A 21,492-nucleotide genomic window follows, 5' to 3' on the forward strand; every position below is an offset into this window, starting at 1 on the left:
TCTAAATGCAAGTCAACACTTAAATGATAATTATTATCAAATAAGTATTGTCTTTACTATACAATTTTTAAAATGGAGAAAGTGATGCTTAATAATTTTAAAACTAAAAAGCTAATACGCTCATGCTTCGCTATAAGTACACTGTTTTTATGTAGTTGCTCGGCATCCTTTACGTATAACAATTTAAGTTGGCTTTCATCGTTTTGGGTTGACGATTATATTGATTTGAATAAAACACAAAATACACAGCTAAAAAACATAATTACAACAACACAAAATTGGCACCGAACTACCCAGTTACCCGCCTACAGACAAGACATACAAAATATAAAAGCATTGTTTAACCAAACATTGGAGGCTAAACAATTAAAAACACAGGTTGTGCTTGCAAAACAGCATTGGCAGAACCTACTTGGATACGCAAAGCTGCCTTTAGCTGAACTTGGGGCAACCCTATCAAGTGAGCAAAGAAAAGAGCTTTTAAACAATATCCAAATAAAAATCAACGACGAACGCGAAGAGTTTAACGAACAAACCCCGCTTGAGCGAAAAAGTGAGCGTTTAGAAGAGCAATTTGAATACTACGAGCAGTGGATAGGCAAGCTTAATAAACAACAAAAAGCGCTGATTAAATCGACTAATGAGCAACATCAAGACTCAGGAGCGCTGTGGTTAGAGTACAAGCAAAACCGTTTGAATGCAGCCAAACAGGTATTTGAAAGTGCTGAAATTACAAAAAAAGAATTTATAAATCAGTTGAGTAAAGTTATTCAAGAGCGCGAGTTTTACATGAGCGACGCACTATTAAACACCAATGAAGCAAACTTAGATTTATATATAAATTTACTCTACGAATTAAACTCAACTTTAAATGATAAACAACGCCAAAGCGTTAACGATCAATTTGATGAGTTAATTGAGACCTTAAACGATATAATAGAACACTAAATTGTGCGTGAATTATAAGTTTTAAATTAGCTGTTTAGGCTGATTCGTTGTTAAACGCAAAAAATGCTTTTTAAAGGGCAATATATGGTTACAGATTTGAAAAGTATCTTAAACACTTGGTATCCCGATAGGGACAACCAAGAATGGGTTTTAGCTACTTTGTACAAAATTGAAGGCTCTAGTTACAGAAAACTAGGGGCTATGATGCTTATTTCGAGCCTAGGCGAGCGCTTGGGGATGCTTTCGGGTGGCTGTTTAGAAGCTGATATACAGCGCCACGCTAAACAAGTAATGAGTACTTTAACCAGTAAAACCATTAGTTATGATGCCACCGATGAAGACGATTTAACATTTCAACTTGGCATTGGTTGTGGGGGCATAGTACACATTTTACTGCAGCCGATTCACAAAGCTAATGACTATTTACAGTTAGGGCATGTCTCTAAAGCACTTAATGAGAATAAACCAGGGCGATACCTTCAACAAGTAAGCCCCATTTTGCCAGCCGGTAGTGGTGTATTTACGCAAAATGATGAGCCACATGGTTTATCAATGAATCGCAAAGCGCAGTTGCTAGAATTACAAGGCGCTACGTGCTTGCAAACCTCTATTTATCCGCCTCCTCATTTATTAATAGTGGGTGGTGGGGCCGATGCAGTTCCGGTTTATACATTTGCCAAACAACTTGGTTGGAGTGTAACTGTATGGGACACGCGTGCAGCCAATGCAAAAAGGCAATATTTTAAAAATGCTGATGCTATTTTGCGCTTCACGCCGAGTGAGTTAAAAGAATATTGCATAACTAATAAAGTCGATGCTGCTATTTTAATGGCTCACAGCGTAGAACTTGACGCCAGTACGTTGGCTCAATTTAAAGATGTTCCGTTTAAATATATAGGGTTATTGGGTCCTAAGCACCGACGTGAACAAGTTTTAGAGTACGCAAATACGCATGTGTCACAAATTAAGTCTCCTGTTTTTGGGCCTGTCGGTTTAAATTTAGGCGGCGACTCGCCAGAGAGTATTGCACTATCGCTGATCAGTGAAATACATGCAGTGCTGTGTGACAAAAACGCCCAATCGCTAAGCCATTGGGGGCAAGAGCCGTGCTAATTGCAAAAGTTGTTTTAGCCGCAGGGCAATCATCTCGCTTTAATGGCTGTAAATTAACGGCTGATATCGGGTTTGGCAAAACAATGATTGAGCATACAGTAAATACACTTCAAGCACTTGATGACACACCCGTGTATGTAGTTACCGGGGCATGGCATAAAGAAGTAGCGCAAGCATTGGTAGGTTATAAAAACATAGAGCTGATTGAAAATAAACAGTGGGACAAAGGCTTAGGTAACTCTATTGCGACAGCAACGAAAGCTATTTTAGAAAACCAGCATCCAGATGGCATTTTATTTGTGCTTGCGGATCAAGTTGAGCTCACTACAGAGCATTTAAGTGATCTGGTAACAAACTTTAAACGCTACCCTTCTCGTTGGTGTGCTAATTACGGCGAGCGCCTGGGAGTTCCCGCTATATTTCCACGTGTTGACCTACCAAAGCTGAGCGACTTAACTACAGATAAAGGTGCGCAGCATCTTTTACGTTGTAGCGATGAAGAGGTTAATACAATCGATTTAAAATGCGCGAGTTTAGATATAGATACTCAAGCACAACTCAATGATTTTTTAAGTAAAACCTTTTAAAAAATTTTAATGAAATAAATGCAGTTATGGGTCAATAGTTACATTTTTAATAGTTATAGTAACTTTTTAAACTATACGCATAGTTTAAAAAGTTACTATATAAGCTTAATCAAGGGGCAAGCTATGGTGACGTTTACAATTAATGGCAAGGTGGTTGAATCACACGCAAGTGAAGATACACCATTGTTATGGGTTATTCGTGATGAAATTGGGTTAAAAGGCACTAAATTTGGTTGTGGTATTGCAATGTGTGGTGCGTGTACGGTGCATCTAGATGGGCAAGCAACTCGCTCATGTGTGCTACCAATTGGCGCAATTGCAGGAAAAAACATTACCACAATTGAAGGGCTTAATAACGAACACCCACTTCAAAAAGCATGGGTTGAAGAGCAAGTACCACAATGCGGTTACTGCCAATCGGGGCAAATAATGCAAGCTGCTACATTACTTGCTGCAAACCCTAGCCCGTCAGATGAAGAAATAGTAAGCCATATGAATGGTAACTACTGTCGCTGTATGGCTTACAAACGTATTAAAGCAGCTATTCAACGCGCTGCAGATGAGTCACAAAGTGTAGTAAATATATTTGATCCAAATGCACAAGACGCTTAACTGGAGCCGACAATGAAAAAATTATTTCAAAAAAATAGCGAAACCGTTAATTTAAATCGTCGCTCGTTTATGATTGGCACTGCTAGCGCAGGTTTAGTCATGGCGTTTGCCCCTGCGTTATTTTCGGGCTCGCTCAGTGCAAAAGAATCCATTGCGCAACAAGCTTTCTCACCAACCATTTGGTGGACTATGAGTACCGATGGTGCCGTAGAAGTGAGTATTGCTAAAGCTGAAATGGGTCAACATATTGGTACTGCTCTTGCGCGCATAGTAGCTGATGAACTTGAATGTGACTGGGATAAAGTATCAATTACCTACGTAGATACCCATGAAAAATGGGGCTTTATGGTAACGGGTGGCTCGTGGTCTGTATTTCAAAGCTTTAAGCCATTATCTCAAGCCGGCGCTGCGGGTCGAATTGCATTAATAGAAGCAGGCGCGAAAATGTTAGGTATGGCTGCAGATAAATGCCACGCTGAAAAAGGTTATATTGTATCGGGTGATAAATCGGTTAGTTATGCTGACATAGTTAAAAAAGGCGAGTTTAATCGCACATTCACCAGTGATGAAGTTGCAAACCTGCCACTAAAACCTGCTAATAAACGCCATTTAACTGGGCTTAAACAAGACTTTAAAGCACTTGATATACCAGCCAAAACAAATGGTACCGCAGTATATGGGATAGATGTGGAAGTTGAAGGCATGCTGTACGCGCGTCCAGTTATTCCACCAACCCGCTATGGCAGTACAGTAACAAACGTTGACGATAGTGCAGCAAAAGCGATTAAAGGCTACAAAGGCTATGAAATTTTAAGTGACCCTAGTAACACAGTGCAAGGCTGGGTTGTTGTATTAGCGGATAGTTACCCAAGTGCCATTAAAGCAGTAGATGCTTTAAAGGTGAGTTATAAAAAGGGTGAGTCAGCAAATATATCTGAAGCTGATATTCAAAAAGAAGGTAAGCGATTATGCGAGCTACGCGATTCGGGTACTTTGTTTGTAGATGAAGGCGATATAAAGAAAACCCAAGCAGACGCCAATGAATCATTAGAGTCGATGTACACCACGGCTACGGCAAGTCATTACCAGTTAGAGCCGCTTAATGCGCTGGCTGAATACAAAGACGGGCAATGGATTATTCATACCGGTAACCAATGGCAATCACTTACGTTACCTGCGCTTGCTAAAGCACTTGAAATAGAACAAAACAAAGTAATTATTCGTCCTTATTATTTAGGCGGTGGTTTTGGTCGTCGATTATTTGGTGACTGGACTGTACCTGCAGCCTTAACTGCAAAAGCAGTAGGTAAACCAGTAAAGCTTGTATTTACCCGAGCAGACGATAGCTTGTTCGATCAGTCTCGCTCTGCGTCAGCTGCAAAAATGACGGCATCGTTTGATAAAAATGGTAACTTTACTGGTTTAGAGCATGCATTCGCTGCTGGCTGGCCTACTAAAGCAATGGCACCTGGGTTTTTATCACCGGGTGTTGATGGTAAAGGTAAATTTGATGCATTTTCGGCATCGGGCGCTGATCATTGGTATAGCATGAATAGCCACCGCGCACGTGCCATTAATAACGAAGTTGCACAAAGCACCTTTACCCCAGGCTGGTTACGTTCAGTAGGGCCTGGTTGGATTGCGTGGAGTCTTGAGTCGTTTATTGATGAAATAGCGCATAAACAAGGCAAAGATCCAGTTCAGTTTAGAATTGAAATGTTAGATGGTAAAGGCAAGCAAGCGGGTAAAGCACCTGAGAGCGTTGGCGGAGCACTGCGCTTACGTAATGTGCTCAAAACGGTGTCGGATAAAGTAGCTTCTGTAAAATTAGCGAAAGACGAAGGCATTGGTTTTTCTGTAAGCTCAGGGCAAGAACGTACCATGCCAGCATGGCTTGCAACCGCAGCGCATGTTCACGTTAACCGTGATAGTGGTAAAATAACGCTTAAAAAGCTCTATGTTGTTGTAGATGCTGGCTTAATAGTTCACCCAGATGGCGCATTAGCGCAAATTGAAGGCTCATTACTATGGGGCAGCAGCCTTGCATTGCATGAATCAAATACGTATAAAGATGGACAGGTATCAGAGACTAACTTTAATACTTATTTACCGCTAAGAATGCAAGACGTGCCAGATATGGACATTGAATTTTTACAAAGCGATGAATTTCCAGTTGGTTTAGGTGAGCCTGGGGTGATAGGAGTTGCTCCTGCTATTGGTAATGCAGTGTTTAATGCTGTAGGCGTGCGTTTACGTGACCTACCAATGAAGCCAAGCGAACTTAAAAAAGGCTTAGAAGCGTAAAACAAAAATAATTAAAGGGGTATGCTTTAGGCTGCCCCTTTAAGTTATTAAATATATTTATGTCATTATTATTTATGTATCAATAGGTAGCGTTGTTTATACCAGTTTGCTTAATTAAACGATTAAGTATTATTGCAAATTGGTATTAGGTTGTTATTACGTGTTGATATTAGTTAAGGTTTATTTATGCTAATCGACCCAACAGGGCGAGAGTTTAGTTACTTACGTTTGTCTATTACGGATGTATGTAATTTTAAGTGTGTTTATTGTTTACCAGATGGTTATCAGGGCGGTCACGACCGTGGCTTTCTCACAATTGATGAAATTAGCAATACGCTTAAAGCGTTTGCACACCATGGTATTGAAAAAGTAAGGATCACTGGCGGAGAGCCAACCCTTCGTAAAGACTTTATAGATGTTGTTCGCGCTGCAAAAGATGTCGCGGGCATAAAAAAAATTGCAATGACTACCAATGGCTTTTCTCTTCATAAGAATATTCATGACTGGGTAGGTGCAGGCTTAAACGCCATTAATGTAAGTATTGATAGCTTAGATTCACGTATGTTTAACACCATTACTGGGCACGACAAATTTACCTCAGTAATGAAAGGCATTGATACTGCGCTTGAAACGGGTATTGATTCGGTAAAAATAAACAGCGTGTTGATGAAGCAATACAACGCAAAAGAGTTTGATACATTTTTAAATTGGGTTAAACACCGTCCCGTTACAATCCGCTTTATAGAGTTGATGCAAACAAACGACAACAAAGCCTTTTTTGATGCTAACCATGTTTCTGGGCAAGTTTTAAAAACTCAGTTATTACAAACGGGTTGGCAGCAAGTTGCGCGAAGTGCATCAGCGGGTCCTGCTCAAGAGTTTGCCCATCCAGATTACGAAGGCAAAATTGGTTTGATCATGCCTTACAGCAACGACTTTTGCAGTACCTGTAATCGACTAAGGGTTACAGCTAAAGGAAACCTGCACTTGTGTTTGTTTTCTGAAGAGGGTATTTCGCTAAGAGAATATATGAACGACAGTTCAAACAGTGAATTAATGGCATTGTTATCTCGTTATATTAAGACCAAAAAGCCAACTCACCTTTTACACCAAGGCAATACGGGTATTACTACTAATTTATCCATGTTAGGTGGCTAGTTATTTAAAGCTGTCCATGGTAAAAATGTTTAATTCCCCCTTTTAAAAAGGTAATTTTATGCAACAGAGTCATTACCTGTGCTTAAAAGTACTATCATTTTTAAGGGCTTGTCATATTATATTTTCGCGTTAAACTAGAACTTTATTTTAACTAAGTTTTTACATGGATATTACAGCTCTTAACAGTACTAAAACCTTAAGAAGGAATGTCCTAAGATGGATGTGTCTTTGTTTTGGTTTTTTATCATTAGGATTTGCTGTATTAAATTTAACAGTTAATAACTTTCCATTTTTAGGCTACATAGAAGTTTGCTTTTCAGCATATTGCGCTCATACATTTAGATCTCTTATTCGACGCCCCATGAAGTACGGTCAAGCGGTAAGTATGTGCATACTTATCTCTGTGATTTTTATTTTGGCTACGTCTTTAACTACCCCTCGTAATGGCGTTTTTGTGTGGTCACTTTCATTGCCTATTTTGTATTATTTATTACTGGGGAAGAAATATGGGGTTATATTATCGGCGAGTTTACTGATTATTCAAGGTACAATTATCAGTAGCATGTCGGGCCTACCACTGTTTAAAACATTTAACTTATCGCTAAATTTAATATGTACTTATTTGTCTATTTGGGCTGTTTCCCATGTTTTTGAGGGAAGTCGTTCGCATTTTTCAAAGCGCCTTAAAAATTTAGCATTACTCGATCCATTAACAGGAGCCGGTAATCGTCTTTCAATGAGCCACTTTTTTGAAATAGAACTGCAAGATAAGTCACAGTTGTATTTATTTTTACTTGATTTAGATTTTTTTAAACAAGTAAATGATAAACACGGGCATGGTGTAGGCGATAGAGTGCTAATTGAAGTAGCCACTTCGTTAAGGATTTCGCTAGGCCGAGGTTATGTATTTAGAGTCGGTGGTGAAGAGTTTGCGTTATTTTGTTCATTTGAAAGTGAGCAGCAAGCACTTGATGCAGCTGAAGGCATAAGAGCTCATATTGAAAAGACATGTTTTGATATTGACGGTATAGTAATAAACATTACGACGAGTATTGGTGTGGCAAGATTTAAAAATACAAATACGCTCGAAGACTTTGTTAATCAAGCTGATAAACAGTTATATAAAGCAAAACAATTTGGTCGCAACAAAGTGTATTGTAAGTTTAAAAAAGAGTACGAGCACTGAGTAGTTATACTTAGCGTATTATTTGCTTAGTACATTTGTTCAAAGTTAGGGATCCCATTTTCCCAAATCGGCTTATCCTTTCCTATATATTCACGTACAGCATCAAAAAACAATCGTGTTCTTACTGGCAAATCACGATGAGGGTATACGGCATACATAGCACTATATTCCATGAGTTTCACATCAGTCAATAAAGGCACTAGTTTGCCCTGTGATATTTCATCACCAATAATAAATGCAGGGGCGACAAAATAGGTCGTACCAGAAAGTGTCTTCATCAATAATGATTCGGCATCGTTTGCCCTAAACACACTTTTTATTTTTTGCTCGCAAGGTTCACCTTTACTATTGTAGTAATCTATAGCTTCTACTCGAATAGAGTTACTGGCATAGCTTGCTGCTGGTAATTTCGCTAACTCTTCCATTGTTTTTGGCATACCATAAGTGTCTATGTACTCTGGTGCTGCAACAATGAGTAAGCGATTACGCGCTATTTTGCGTGCAATAAGTGACGAGTCTTTAGGCTCGCCTACACGAAAAGCCAAATCAAATCCTTCAGAGACTATATCGACTAATTTATCGTCTAAACGCAGTTCAACTTCTACTTGCGGAAAGCGTTTTTGAAAATCATTAAGTACAGGTTGTAAATAACGGCGACCAATAAGTGTTGATGAAGTGATTTTTAAAACGCCGCGCGGCTCTAAATGGTAGTTTTCAGCCATGCGCACGGTTTCGCCGAGCAGCTCTCTAAGCTCAGCTGCTTTTTTGATCATTTCTGCGCCTGCCGCTGTGAGCGAAAATGAACGGGTAGTTCGGTTAAGTAACCTAACGCCTAACTCATCCTCTAAACGGCTAATTTGTTTAGATATAACAGAGCGATCTATGTTGCGTATTTCTGCAGCTTTAGCAAAAGAGCCTTGCTCAACTACTTCAAGTAACATTAAAAGTCGACTTGTTGTATCCATTATTACACCTTGTTTAATGTATTGATGCCATTTTGGCATTAATGAATTTAAAAATCTATGGTTTTTACACACGGGTTTAATCCGTATTATGCGAGGCTAATCAACAATGGAGCGTCTTCATGAACAAACATCTAATTGCTGCTGCACTTACTGCGGCATCTTTAACACTTGCGGGTTGTGCCGATGAGAGCACAGCTCAATCAGCACCTGCACAGCAACTTCAACCGATTGATGTAGCACAGGTGCTTGTTAAGCCGGTACAAAGCTGGCACACATATACAACTCGTTTAGAGTCTCCACAAGAAGTTGCTTTAATGCCGCGTGTATCAGGGATCATCGATAGTATTGAATTTAAAGAAGGCGACGTGGTTAAGCAAGGCGATGTTTTATTTCAATTAGATGCACGTCCATTTGCAGCGGTTGTTGCAAGCTTAAAAGCACAAATTAAAAGTGCAGAAGCCGCACTAGAACAAGCTAAAAGTGAAGACAAACGTGCCGTACGCCTATTAGACCGTAAGGCAATCTCTACAGAGCAAGCACAGGCGCGTACTTCAACACTACGTCAACGCGAAGCACAGCTTTCTGCACTGCAAGCACAACTTACCTCAGCAGAGCTAGATTTAGAATTTACGTCAGTAGTATCACCAATTGACGGCATTATTTCTCGTGCAAATATTACTAAAGGTAATAACGTACTGGCCGGTCAAAGCGTATTAACGTCAATTGTTTCAAATCAAGCTATGTATGCTTATTTTGATGTTGATGAACGTACATGGAATCACTCTTTTAATGATGTTACTGCTGCGAGCCATCAAACTGTTGTAATGCAAAAAGTGGGTCAAAGCGATTTTGCATACAAAGGCTATATTAACTTTATTGATAACCAAATTAATTCATCAACGGGTACATTACGTGTACGTGCAGTATTTAATGAAGACAGCAACCAATTACGCGCCGGCTCGTTTGCACGCATTAAATTAGCGGCTAATGAAATAAGTGAAAAAGTAATTATTCCTGAGCGCGCTATTGGTACCGATTTAAAAAATCGTTTTGTATTAACCGTTGGCGAAAACAACGTTCTTGAATACAAACTAATTACTATTGGTGAGCGTTACGGCGCTTTACGTGCGGTTACTTCAGGCCTCAGCGAAGGTGATGTAATTGCAGTAAATGGCCCTGCGCGTGTAGGCCCTGGTATGCCAATTTCTCCGCAAACAGTAACAATTGATACAAGCGGTGTGGCATTTACATTGTCAAATGACAACGCACAATTTGTGGCTAAGCAATAAGGTTTATTGATGAAATTTTCGCATTTCTTTATACAGCGCCCAATATTTGCGGCTATGCTGTCGTTGGTTATTTTAATTGCTGGTGGCATATCACTATTTCAATTACCAGTAAGTGAATACCCAGAAGTAGTTCCTCCAACAGTCGTTGTTACCGCCAACTACCCAGGTGCTAACCCGACCGTTATTGCGCAAACTGTGGCAACACCACTTGAGCAAGAAATTAACGGTACTGAAAATATGTTATATATGTTTTCGCAAGGTACTAGTGATGGCCGTATGACACTAACGGTAACATTTGCGTTAGGTACCGATTTAGATCGTGCTCAAGTACAAGTGCAAAACCGTGTAAATAGTGCACTTCCGCGTTTGCCAGAAGAAGTACAACGTTTAGGTGTTGTGGCTGAAAAATCATCACCCGATTTAACCATGGTAGTGCATTTATACTCACCTGAAAAAACGCACGATACAGCTTACTTATCTAACTATGCTGATTTAAACATTAAAGATGAAATTGCACGTTTACCGGGTGTAGGTGATATTCGCATGTTTGGTGCTGGCAAGTACTCAATGCGAGTATGGCTAAACCCAGATGCACTTGCTGCACGCGAATTAACAGCAACAGATGTAATAACAGCGCTTCGCTCGCAAAACCAACAGGTTGCAGCCGGTAGCTTAGGCGCGCAACCAATATCAAACGACAGTCAATTTCAAATACTGTTAAACGTTAAAGGTCGTTTAAACAGTATTGAAGAATTTGAACAAGTTATTATTAAAGTAGGCGATGAAGGTCAGTTAACGCGTTTATCTGATATAGCCCGTGTTGATTTAGGCCAAGACACTTACTCACTACGAGCAGAGCTTGACAACCAACCAGCACTTGCAATGCCAATATTTCAACGCCCAGGTTCAAACGCTATTGAGCTTTCTGATCAAGTACGCGAAACAATGGCGCGCCTATCAAAAGATTTTCCTAGTGGTGTTGAATACGACATTGTGTACGATCCTACGGTATTTGTACGTGGCTCAATTGACGCGGTAATTGCCACTTTACTTGAAGCAATTGTACTGGTAGTTATTGTTGTTATTGTATTTCTACAAACATGGCGTGCATCAATCATCCCGCTAATTGCTGTGCCTATTTCACTCATTGGTACCTTTGCGGTAATGCAGTGGTTAGGTGTGTCGATTAATACCTTGTCGTTGTTTGGCTTAGTACTGGCCATAGGTATTGTTGTAGATGATGCCATTGTAGTTGTTGAAAACGTAGAGCGTAATATTGAAAATGGTTTATCGCCGCTTGAAGCAACACGTGTTGCAATGAGCGAAGTAACAGGCCCTATTATTGCAATTGCGCTAGTACTAAGTGCGGTATTTATTCCTACTGCGTTTATTACCGGTTTATCAGGTCAATTTTATAAGCAATTTGCCCTTACAATTACAATTTCGACGATTATCTCAGCGTTTAACTCATTAACGTTATCGCCTGCGCTAGCTGCATTGTTATTAAAGTCACATGATGCAAAACCAGATGCGTTCACGCGTTTACTTAATAAATTGTTTGGTCGTTGGTTATTTGAACCATTTAACCGCGTTTTTAATCGTGGTGCTAAAGGGTACGAAAAACTGGTACAAAAACTAATCCGTATGACCGTTGTTGTAATGGTGGCTTACATCGCACTTGTCGGCGGCACAATTAAGTTATTTGATACCGTACCGGGTGGCTTTATTCCACAGCAAGATAAGCAGTATTTAGTGGCTATTGCGCAGTTGCCTGATGCATCAAGCCTTGATCGTACTGAAGATGTGCTTTCTCAAATGCAGCAAATTGCACTAGAAGTACCAGGCGTTGCACATACAGTTGCATTCCCTGGCTTATCAGTGAACGGGTTTACTAATAGCCCTAACAGCGGCATTGTATTTACACCACTTGAAAGCTTTGACAAACGCACCGATCCAAGCCAATCAGCGATGGCGATAGCGGCCGAGTTGAATAAACGCTTTGCTGCCATTGATGAAGCATTTGTAGCTGTATTTCCGCCGCCGCCAATTCAAGGTTTAGGGACTACTGGTGGTTTTAAACTACAAATAGAAGACAGAGCTAATAAAGGGTTTGAAGCATTATTTAATAGTCTGCAAGCTGTTATCGGCAAAGCACAACAAGACCCTGCATTAATGGGCTTGTATTCAAGTTTCCGTATCCAAGTTCCACAAATGGATATTGATATTGACCGTGAGCAAGCGCTAATTCAAGGTATTCCACTTGATGAAGTATTTAACGCACTGCAAATTTACTTAGGCTCTGTGTACGTAAATGACTTTAATATGTTTGGCCGTACATACCAAGTAAATGCACAGGCCGATGCTGACTACCGCTTAGACCCTGATCAAATACTTAATTTAAAAGTACGTAACCGCTCAGGTAATATGGTGCCTCTAGGCTCTGTATTAACAGTAACACCAACAATTGGTCCCGACCGTGTTATGCATTACAACGGTTACCCAAGTGCAGAGTTAAATGGTAGCCCAGCGCCAGGTTATAGCTCTGATCAAGCACAAGTTGCTATTGAAAAAGTACTCGCAGACACACTACCAACAGGTATTGAGTACGAGTGGACTGAAGTAACGTACCAACAAGTACTTGCCGGTAACACCATGGTTTATGTATTCCCGTTAGTTGTATTACTTGTATTTATGGTACTTGCAGCGCAGTACGAGAGCTTACGTTTACCACTGGCAATTATATTAATTGTACCTATGACTATTTTCTCAGCCTTGTTAGGTGTGTGGTTTGTTGGCTCTGACAACAACATATTTACCCAAATAGCGCTAATAGTGCTGGTGGCCCTAGCATCTAAAAACGCAATTTTGATGGTTGAGTTTGCAAAAGATAGACACGACTCAGGCTTATCGCACTTAGAGGCAATACTTGAAGCATGTCGTATGCGTTTGCGCCCAATATTAATGACCTCAATTGCATTTACAGCAGGTGTTGTACCGTTAGTACTTGCTACAGGTGCGGGTTCTGAGATGCGCCATGCTATGGGTAACGCCGTGTTCTCAGGGATGATAGGTGTAACCGTATTTGGCCTATTGTTTACGCCGGTATTTTATATGCTAGTGACTAACAAAAAAGAGAACGCGCAGGAGAACACTCATGACTAAGTTAATGCAAAAAAGGCTTAAAACTAGCCTAACTGTCAGTGCGGTATTAGTGGCTTCGTTTTTAGCAGGGTGCGCGAGTAAAATAGACACCATGAGTGAGCAAAAAGCGGTTAACGATTTTGTCGCTAAAGCTAATATTGCAAGTAACGTTAGCGTTGCTGATGAAACAAACTGGTGGAAAAAGCTTAATTCTGATCAGCTAAATGAACTTGTTACTGGTGCGCTTGCAAATAACTATAATTTGCAAACAAGCCAGTTAACACTTAAAAGTGCATTAGCCCGATTAGGCGAGCAAAAAGCCCAATACCTACCTCAAGGTGGCGTAAATGTTGGCGCAGCTCGAAGCGATGCACCAAGCGTGCTTGACCGCCAATCAAGTGCAAACATTGCACTTGATTGGCAGCTAGATTTATTTGGTCGCATAACAGCGTTGGTTGATGCTGCAAATGCATCGGCCATGAGCCAGGCAGAGCAAGTACGCTTATTACAAATTGAAGTTGTTTCGTCGGTGGTTAAAGGCTTTGTAAGTTATCAGGGGAATGTTGAAAAACAACACATTGTAGCGCTTCAAATAGAAGCCCTTGAGCAAAGCATTGACGTTTTACAGGCACGAGTTGATGAAGGTGTAGCTAACGAGCTTGATTTAAACCGTACTATGGCGCAGCTTAGGCAGCAACAAGCACTCATGCCTGCCATTGAGTATGCAAAATACAGCGATTTATCTGCCCTTGCAGTACTAAGCGGTAAGCTAGCGAAAAATATTGCTATTGAAAACGAGCAAGGCGTGCTTGAACGTGACTTTAGCGTCGCACTAAAAAATGCGAATAACGCCATTGCCTTACGTCCTGATATTAGCCGTGCATTGTTTGATTTTAGCCAAGCAAATAGTTTAAGTGTTGCAGCTAGCAAAGCGTTATTACCCGATATTAGCTTATCTGCATTTGCAGGGGTTGTGAGTATAGACAGCACAGGCTTAAAAAATACCGATCAGCAGTGGCAAGTAGCGCCGCAGTTGCAATGGTCGTTATTAAGCTACCCAGCATTATTAGCGCAGCGCGACGCGCAGCAGTTTTTAAGTGAAGCCGCTTACAGCGATTATCAACAAGTGGTATTAACTGCACTCAGTGAAAGTGAACTTTCACTACAATTGTTGGTCAATCAAGCACAGCAAAAACGCTTTGCCGATGAGCGCTACGACTTCGCTAATAAAGCATTTTTACAAGCACAAGCAATGTACGAAGAAGGTCAAATTCCTTACCTTGAGTTGTTAGATGCGCGTCAGGATGTTTTAATAGCACAAGAAAATGCTGTTGAAACAACAATTTCTTCACTGCTTGCCAAAGTAAATGCTTATCAGTCATTTAATGGTCAATGGAGTTATGCGTTAAACGACACTAATAAGTAGAGTTATATTGATGCCAAATACTGAAAATTTACATGAATACATTATCCCGCAAACAATGCGCGCTATTGTACTGCCAGAACCAAATGAAGCAATTGACTTAGCCGATGCTGAGCTGCCTGTTCCAGACTGTGCAGACAACGAGCTGCTTATAAAAGTAGAGTACGTTGGTTTAAATCCAGTTGATGGTCAATTTGCTAAAACAGGCTTTTGTAAATGGCAGTATCCACATATTTTAGGCTTAGATGCCGTAGGTATTGTGGTCAAAGCTAATAAAGGTGTGTTTCCAAATGTTGGCGAGCGGGTTATGTGGCACGCCAACATTGGTGAGCAAGGTGCTTTGAGTGAATACACCAAAGTACCTAACTTTGCAGTGTCGGTTGTGCCAAGCGGTTTAAATCCGGCCATTGCAGCAACACTTCCATGTGCTGGTATGGCAGCACTTATCAGCTTAGATAAAATAGGCATTAGTGAAGGTGATACTATTTTTATTGAAGGCGGAGCCGGAGCGGTAGGGCAGTTTGCTATTCAATATGCAAAACAGCGCGGTGCAGATGTATTTACCACAGCATCAAAGCGTAATCATAAATTGGTTAAGCAGTTAGGCGCTGATATGGTTTTTGACTATAGCGATATAAAGCTATGCGAAAAAATCCGCAGAGAACTTGGCCCGCAAGGCTTTGATGCGGTTATTGATACGATAGGTGGTGAGTGTACTCAGCGTAATATTGAGTTAATGCGTTTTTGCGGACGTATTGCCTGCTTAAATCCGCTCCCTTGTTTTGATCAAGACTTAATGTATCACCGAGCGCCCAATATTAGCGTTGTATCAATTGGTGGCGCATGGCTTGCTAATAGTTTATGTGCACAACAACGCTTGAGTTTTATGGGTAACCTGTTACTTGAAGGAGCGGTTAGTGGCGACATTAAACACCCCGAAATAACGGACGTAGATTTTAGTGCTGAGTCATTATCGCAAGCACTTAATAAGCAACTCGCAGGTGGTTTTACCGGCAAGCAAGTTGTTAAAGTTGCTAAGTGAAGCGCTTATACAATTTAATTTAAATTTAGGTATTTTTAGCTAGATTAATTGCTTATATAACCTCTACAAATTAAATAAAAACGCAGCCTTTTTTTGCTGCGTTTTTTTATGCCCATAAAAAAATAAATGCAGCGCTAGAGATTTTGCTGTTTTATTTATCATTTTAGTCAAAATACTTTTTTTCAGCGTACAACTGTAAGCCTTTGTGTTTCAACAGTTTACGTTCAGGTAAAGAAAATATATTGAAAAAACTGTTAATTAATTGAATAGAGTAATTGATCTAAACGATTTTTTATGACGTAATGTAGGTATTATTTAGCTGGTCGGATGAGTTCAATCATGAGTTTACGTACAAAACTAAAAAAAGTATTACCAAGTATTTCAATCACAGAACAAGAAGCGCTAGACGCGGGTGATGTATGGCTTGAAGGTTCTATCTACCAAGGTAAACCTGATTTCAGTGCATTGCGCGATGTACCTGCTGCTACATTAAGCGCAGACGAGCAAGCATTTTTAGACGGTCCAGTAAAAGAGTTACTGGGCATGATTGACGATTCAGTGATTCAAAACGGCATTCATTTACCAAATGACATCTTAGAATTTTTGAAAAAAGAGCGTTTTTTCTCGCTTATCATTCCTAAGTCGTTTGGTGGTTTAGAGTTTAGCCCTTATGCAAACTCTACAATTGTGGCAACTATTGCAACTAAAAGCTCAGCAGTTGCGGTAACTGTAATGGTTCCTAACTCGTTAGGCCCAGGTGAATTATTACTTCACTTTGGTACGCAAGAACAGCAAGCACATTACTTACCACGCCTAGCAAATGGTACAGACATTCCATGTTTTGCATTAACAAGCCCTGAAGCGGGTTCTGATGCAGGTGGTATTCCTGATGTTGGTAAAGTAACTAAAGGTATGTACAACGGCGAAGAAGTACTTGGCCTTGAAATCACATGGGACAAGCGCTACATAACGCTTGCACCTATTGCTACTGTACTTGGTTTAGCTTTTAAAGTAATGGACCCTGATGGTTTATTAGGTGGCAAAGAAAACCTAGGCATTACCTGTGCACTTATTCCAAAAGAGCACCCAGGCGTAGAGCTTGGTAATCGTCACGACCCAATGGGTATTCGTTTTTACAACGGTACTACACGCGGTAACAAAGTATTTGTACCAATGGATTTTGTTATTGGTGGTCAAAAAAATATCGGCCGTGGGTGGCAAATGCTGGTTAGCTGTTTAGGTGCTGGCCGTGGTATTTCACTACCTGCGCTAGGTGTTAGTACAGCACAAGTTGCATTTAAATCAGCATCTGAATACGCAGCAGTGCGTGAACAGTTTGGTTTAGCCATTGGCCAGTTTGAAGGTATTCAAGAAAAACTAGCCGACATTGCAGGTAAAACATACCTACAAGAAGCAATGCGCGTACTTACAACTGAAGGCTTAGGCATGGGCTTAAAACCATCAGTAGTAACTGCAATCGCTAAATACCATATGACAGAGCTTGGTCGCGACGTGCTTGATTCAGCAATGGATATTCAAGCAGGTAAAGCGATACAAAACGGTCCACAAAATACATTAGCAAGTGGTTATGTTGCCCAGCCTATTGCAATTACGGTAGAAGGCGCGAACATTCTTACTCGTAACCTAATGATCTTTGGTCAAGGTGTTATGCGTTGTCATCCATATTTACAATCTATGGTTGAGTCAATTCACAGCGAAGACAAAGGCGCAGATAAAGAATTTAACGGCATTTTACGTAAAACAATTGGTTACAGCACAGCAAACAGCTTCCGTGCTTTTCGCCTTGGTGTTTTACCATTTACAGCAAGCGCTAACTCTGAATTACCAGAAGTACGCGACTACGAAAAAGCAGTACATAAATTATCTGCAAAACTTGCAGTGTACGCAGACTTCTCGCTACTTGTACTTGGCGGTAAATTAAAGCAAGCAGAAATGCTATCGGCGCGTTTAGGCGATGTAATGAGCTTCTTGTACGCAGCTATGGCATCAATTAAATACTACGAGCAAAAAGTATCAAGTAGTGACCGTGAGCAAGCAGCGCCGTATTTCCATTACGCAACTCGTTTTGCACTACAAAGCGCTGAAGAAGCATTGCATAAGTTTTTAGATAACTTCCCTGCAAGTGGTACTCGTAAGTTTATTCGTTTCATTACAATGAACTACTCAACTAAAATGCCAAAAATTAGCGATGACTTAATCCGCGAACTAGCTAAGCAAGCTCAGCTTGATACTGCATTTAAAGCGCAAATTACGCATTTAGTTAAACCAGTAGAAGGTGACGGTCACCATATTAATGAGCAAGCTTACAAAGCTAAAATGGCATCACTTAGCGAGCTGGCTAAAGTTAAAAAAGCATTACGTGCTAGAACAATTAAGCCAGGTGCGCGCTTTAACATCACGCTTGATAACGCACTAGCTGCAAACGTAATTACGCAAGCTGAGCATGCTCAGTTAATTGATTACAACATCAAACGTGAAAAAGCGATTCGTGTAGATGAGTTCGACTTTGACATGAACTTACTAGATGACAACGCACAACCAGTTAACCCGCTTAAAAGCGTAGTTAATCAGTAAGTTGTGAAGTCAATTCAATAATGCAAAGCGTCCGCAGTATCGGCGCTTTTATTTTTGAGTAAAAATTAATACCAATAGCATTAAATAAGTGATCTATTATGTCGCTAAGAAAATAGCGCAATAATAAGACGAAAATTATGACATATAGTTGTTCTATATGAATAATTTTTAACGCAGTTAGTGAGTTATTTAATGCGATAGAATGAGCATGTTTTTGATAAAATTGGTATAACTTGGAGCCCTGCTTGTGTAAAAACAAGCGGGGCTTTTTTGTGTTTTTTAAAGTAGAAATAGATAGCGGTATTGATCTGTAAGCGAGTATGTATGTGTAGAGGATTAAAAAGAGACGCTTATAATCTTGAAAAAGGGCTGATAACCCCGTTAGCACCTTGCTGCAATACATGAGTAGGATACCCACTGAATTAAAACGTTGAACATTTTAGCGTTCTAAATAACTCATTAACTGCGTTAAAAACTTCTCATATAGATAAACTATATTACCAAGTTTTTGCCTTGTTACTGAGCTATTTATCTATCGCTAAAATTGCTCACTAATTCAATACAGCGGGTATTATTTGCGTAGTACGCACATCGCTGTGACCTAGCTGTGTTTGTACTGTGCGGATATCAGCGCCGCTTTGCAGTAAGTGCGTAGCAAATGAATGGCGCAAAGTATGTGGCGTAACGTGTTTATTAATTTCAGCTTTTGCTGAAGATAGTTTAACTGACTTTCTTACCCCTGAATGATCTAAGTGGTGACGTCTTATTTCTCCTGTTTCAGGGTCCGTACTTAATTTATGTGATGGGAACAAAAACTGCCATTGTAATGACTTATTAGCGCTTGGGTATTTTTTACTAAGTCGATAAGGCATCCATACACCGGCGTACGCATCATTTTTTAAATCTAACTGTAAATATTCATCAACTTGAATTATTTGATTTCTTAGCATTGGTATTAATTCTTCAGCAAGTGTCACAATACGATTTTTATTACCCTTACCGTTCCAAATGCGTATGTTTTTATAGTCGAAGTCAATATCTTGAACTCTTATTTTTACTGCTTCCATCAGCCGTAAACCACTTCCATATAGCAGGCTTGCTATCAAATAATGTCGTTTATTTATATTTCTAAAAAATAGCGATACCTCAGTTTGTGTAAGTACGACAGGAAGTTTCTGTTGGCGGTTACTTTTAACGAAATTTAAATCTAATGAGAGCTCATTCTTGATAATATGTTTATATAAAAAAGCAAGTGCATTTAAAGCGGTTGCTTGTGTTCTCGCTGCCACTTTTTTAGTGACTGTTAAGTGATTTAAAAATATTTCAACTTCATTATTGCCCATACTGGTAGGGTGCCGCTTATTATGAAAATGGATATAGGCAGTAATCCAAAATACATAAGTTTCAATAGATTTTTTAGCGTAGTGATGGCTATACATATAGTTGATAATACTATTAAGAAAAGGGGATTTAGTTTTCATTTTAAATCTCAATCAACTGTAATTATATACAGTATTGGCGTTTTTCCTCCTAAGTCAAGAAATGAGGACATTTTCCTCTTTTTTGCATTTTAATAAAAGAACAGCCTGACTTAAAGTTTAAAGCTGGCAATGTGTTACAGGATTTGTTATTAATATTAAAAATAATTAAGAGGACATACATTGCTCATAAAAAGAGGAAAGTGTCCTCTGATAAAGTTGTTATATGCCAAAAGGAAATTCGTAGATATGCTGGCAAAAATTGTTAGGGAAAACTGGATATTAGTCATAATATTCATTGCTTTTCCGATAATTGGTTTTGTGCAAGGGGCAGTCTCAGGTACCGAATTATACATTCGTTTTAGCGCTGTGCTTCTTTGTATCGGTCTATACATAGTATTTATGAAGATTTTTAAAGTTCATAAATCAGGGCCAATTCCTTGGTATGCTTCGCCACTGTTTTGGGTAGGGATTCCGGTTGTCGGAATCATAGCGTATAAGGTTATTTAGGCTGGCTAAATGGCAGTGTGAGCGGTGAGGCATATAACAAAAAAATCTTTCGGAGCGTCTTACGCTTCGCTTCAGCCGCCCGCAAATTTGGGCGTTAAGTTTCTAAATAAACTTCGGTAGTAGTTGATAATATGGAGTTATAGTGACATCTAAATATTTTAACCCAAACGAAAGCTTTTTGAATTTAAAGATTCTACGACTAACTATCTACTTACATTTTATAGTCGCTTTAACTATTTTGATCATTATTAGCTTTAATACAGAGCTAAGGCTTGACCTTTCATCAAATGGATTTAATAACTTAATTTCAATGTTTAGGTTTCCATTAAGTATACTTGCATTGATTATTCCTGTGGTTGCTTTATTAGCGGCAAATCATCGTTCAGAACAAACAAAGGAACAAATTAGATTATCAAACTTGCAAAATATCTTTCAAAACTACTATAAGCACCTAGAAGAATTTACAAAATATTCCGAGTTATTGGAGGCTAGACTTGTTTTACCTATAAGGGGTATACACATGAAGATTTTTCCTAATGCACCTGAAGGTAACTTTTCTTTAGATGTAGAATACATTGGGGAGTTTGTGTCAGGTTTATTGGATATATTGAATGAATTAATGAAGGGATACGATATTAAAAGTTGCAAGGAAGATCTGAGTCTTTGTAATGTTCAAAAAAATAAATTACGTGATCTATGTTTGTCGATAGGTATGTCTAATGAGAGTATAAAAAAATTCGATAAGCTAGCGAATGACAATGTTCAGAAAAAGCATGGTAATATCGTTGCCAATTTTTGTATAAAGACAGTACCAACGGTGGAGTTAGTCTCTCAACTATCTAAAGAAATAAATCAGTTAGCAAGGTTTGATGCTAAATATATCCCCTCCTTAATTATTCAAAATTTAAGTACGTTTGATATCAATAAGTATAATCAGGATCTGGATAATCCTAACGTTGCATTACTAGCTGATATTAAGCGTTTAGCTAAAACCGAAACTTAACAAGCCACTTAAGTAGGACAAAAAACAGTTGGTTTTGCTCCTGCGTCGCTTATTTTAACCAACTATTTTTTGCCTCTTAGTGGGGCGTTGGTATGACTCCCACTGTCAAGTTAAACACACTGATCCTTGCTTAACTTT

Annotated in this window: 15 protein-coding genes; 13 read left to right on the top strand and 2 right to left on the bottom strand. The window is 39.5% G+C overall.

What is annotated here, in order from left to right; all coding sequences use genetic code 11:
- Positions 1-84: 84 nt before the first annotated feature.
- From V6260_RS14530 to V6260_RS14560, 7 genes are all read left to right on the top strand, one after another.
- Entirely contained in the window at positions 85-948 is an 864-nt protein-coding gene (locus V6260_RS14530) for a DUF6279 family lipoprotein (RefSeq protein WP_341594863.1), read from the top strand.
- A gap of 84 nt (positions 949-1,032) precedes the next feature.
- Positions 1,033-2,061 carry an XdhC family protein gene (locus tag V6260_RS14535; protein ID WP_341594864.1) on the top strand — a complete coding sequence of 343 codons (1,029 nt, stop codon included), beginning with the start codon at positions 1,033-1,035 and terminating at the stop codon, positions 2,059-2,061.
- Positions 2,055-2,648 carry a nucleotidyltransferase family protein gene (locus V6260_RS14540; RefSeq protein WP_341594865.1) on the top strand — a complete coding sequence of 198 codons (594 nt, stop codon included), beginning with the start codon at positions 2,055-2,057 and terminating at the stop codon, positions 2,646-2,648. The genes V6260_RS14535 and V6260_RS14540 overlap by 7 nt, the downstream gene beginning before the upstream one ends.
- A gap of 123 nt (positions 2,649-2,771) precedes the next feature.
- Positions 2,772-3,260 (top strand): (2Fe-2S)-binding protein, encoded by a 489-nt coding sequence (locus V6260_RS14545; protein WP_341594866.1) that lies wholly within the window; start codon positions 2,772-2,774, stop codon positions 3,258-3,260.
- Positions 3,261-3,272: 12 nt separating this feature from the next.
- Positions 3,273-5,564, top strand: a complete 2,292-nt coding sequence (locus V6260_RS14550; protein WP_341594867.1) for a xanthine dehydrogenase family protein molybdopterin-binding subunit — start codon at positions 3,273-3,275, stop codon at positions 5,562-5,564.
- Between the two features lie 186 nt (positions 5,565-5,750).
- Positions 5,751-6,722, top strand: a complete 972-nt coding sequence (gene moaA / locus V6260_RS14555) for a GTP 3',8-cyclase MoaA (RefSeq protein WP_341594868.1) — start codon at positions 5,751-5,753, stop codon at positions 6,720-6,722.
- Positions 6,723-6,885: 163 nt separating this feature from the next.
- Complete coding sequence (locus tag V6260_RS14560; protein WP_341594869.1) at positions 6,886-7,908, top strand: GGDEF domain-containing protein; 1,023 nt, start codon at positions 6,886-6,888, stop codon at positions 7,906-7,908.
- 26 nt (positions 7,909-7,934) lie between these two features.
- Here V6260_RS14560 and V6260_RS14565 read toward each other — a convergent pair whose 3' ends face one another.
- A complete protein-coding gene (locus V6260_RS14565; protein WP_341594870.1) occupies positions 7,935-8,873 on the bottom strand; it encodes a LysR family transcriptional regulator in 939 nt (312 codons plus the stop codon).
- A 119-nt stretch (positions 8,874-8,992) separates the two neighbouring features.
- Between V6260_RS14565 and V6260_RS14570 the strand changes: the two genes are divergently transcribed.
- From V6260_RS14570 to V6260_RS14590, 5 genes are all read left to right on the top strand, one after another.
- Positions 8,993-10,162: an efflux RND transporter periplasmic adaptor subunit gene (locus V6260_RS14570; protein ID WP_341594871.1), complete on the top strand. Its 1,170-nt coding sequence runs from the start codon at positions 8,993-8,995 to the stop codon at positions 10,160-10,162.
- A gap of 9 nt (positions 10,163-10,171) precedes the next feature.
- Positions 10,172-13,324, top strand: a complete 3,153-nt coding sequence (locus V6260_RS14575; RefSeq protein ID WP_341594872.1) for a multidrug efflux RND transporter permease subunit — start codon at positions 10,172-10,174, stop codon at positions 13,322-13,324.
- A complete protein-coding gene (locus tag V6260_RS14580; protein ID WP_341594873.1) occupies positions 13,317-14,729 on the top strand; it encodes a TolC family protein in 1,413 nt (470 codons plus the stop codon). The genes V6260_RS14575 and V6260_RS14580 overlap by 8 nt, the downstream gene beginning before the upstream one ends.
- 10 nt (positions 14,730-14,739) lie before the next feature.
- A complete protein-coding gene (locus tag V6260_RS14585) occupies positions 14,740-15,768 on the top strand; it encodes a zinc-binding dehydrogenase (protein ID WP_341594874.1) in 1,029 nt (342 codons plus the stop codon).
- A 339-nt stretch (positions 15,769-16,107) separates the two neighbouring features.
- Entirely contained in the window at positions 16,108-18,363 is a 2,256-nt protein-coding gene (locus V6260_RS14590) for an acyl-CoA dehydrogenase (RefSeq protein WP_341594875.1), read from the top strand.
- A gap of 551 nt (positions 18,364-18,914) precedes the next feature.
- Here V6260_RS14590 and V6260_RS14595 read toward each other — a convergent pair.
- Positions 18,915-19,844, bottom strand: a complete 930-nt coding sequence (locus V6260_RS14595; RefSeq protein ID WP_341594876.1) for an integron integrase — start codon at positions 19,842-19,844, stop codon at positions 18,915-18,917.
- Between the two features lie 649 nt (positions 19,845-20,493).
- Between V6260_RS14595 and V6260_RS14600 the strand changes: the two genes are divergently transcribed.
- Positions 20,494-21,354, top strand: coding sequence for a hypothetical protein (locus V6260_RS14600; protein WP_341594877.1), 861 nt, complete (start codon positions 20,494-20,496; stop codon positions 21,352-21,354).
- The last annotated feature ends 138 nt before the right edge of the window (positions 21,355-21,492 follow it).

It is taken from the genome of Pseudoalteromonas aliena (genome assembly GCF_038155085.1).
GTDB lineage: Bacteria > Pseudomonadota > Gammaproteobacteria > Enterobacterales > Alteromonadaceae > Pseudoalteromonas > Pseudoalteromonas aliena_A.

Excerpts from the sequence above, each read along its gene's own strand:
- V6260_RS14565 (WP_341594870.1), bottom strand. The coding sequence starts at position 8,873 with ATGGATACAACAAGTCGACTTTTAATGTTACTTGAAGTAGTTGAGCAA.
- V6260_RS14535 (WP_341594864.1), top strand. The coding sequence starts at position 1,033 with ATGGTTACAGATTTGAAAAGTATCTTAAACACTTGGTATCCCGATAGG.
- V6260_RS14550 (WP_341594867.1), top strand. The coding sequence starts at position 3,273 with ATGAAAAAATTATTTCAAAAAAATAGCGAAACCGTTAATTTAAATCGT.
- V6260_RS14575 (WP_341594872.1), top strand. The coding sequence starts at position 10,172 with ATGAAATTTTCGCATTTCTTTATACAGCGCCCAATATTTGCGGCTATG.
- V6260_RS14595 (WP_341594876.1), bottom strand. The coding sequence starts at position 19,844 with ATGAAAACTAAATCCCCTTTTCTTAATAGTATTATCAACTATATGTAT.
- V6260_RS14560 (WP_341594869.1), top strand. The coding sequence starts at position 6,886 with ATGGATATTACAGCTCTTAACAGTACTAAAACCTTAAGAAGGAATGTC.
- V6260_RS14545 (WP_341594866.1), top strand. The coding sequence starts at position 2,772 with ATGGTGACGTTTACAATTAATGGCAAGGTGGTTGAATCACACGCAAGT.
- V6260_RS14590 (WP_341594875.1), top strand. The coding sequence starts at position 16,108 with ATGAGTTTACGTACAAAACTAAAAAAAGTATTACCAAGTATTTCAATC.
- V6260_RS14530 (WP_341594863.1), top strand. The coding sequence starts at position 85 with ATGCTTAATAATTTTAAAACTAAAAAGCTAATACGCTCATGCTTCGCT.
- V6260_RS14580 (WP_341594873.1), top strand. The coding sequence starts at position 13,317 with ATGACTAAGTTAATGCAAAAAAGGCTTAAAACTAGCCTAACTGTCAGT.
- V6260_RS14585 (WP_341594874.1), top strand. The coding sequence starts at position 14,740 with ATGCCAAATACTGAAAATTTACATGAATACATTATCCCGCAAACAATG.
- V6260_RS14570 (WP_341594871.1), top strand. The coding sequence starts at position 8,993 with ATGAACAAACATCTAATTGCTGCTGCACTTACTGCGGCATCTTTAACA.
- moaA (WP_341594868.1), top strand. The coding sequence starts at position 5,751 with ATGCTAATCGACCCAACAGGGCGAGAGTTTAGTTACTTACGTTTGTCT.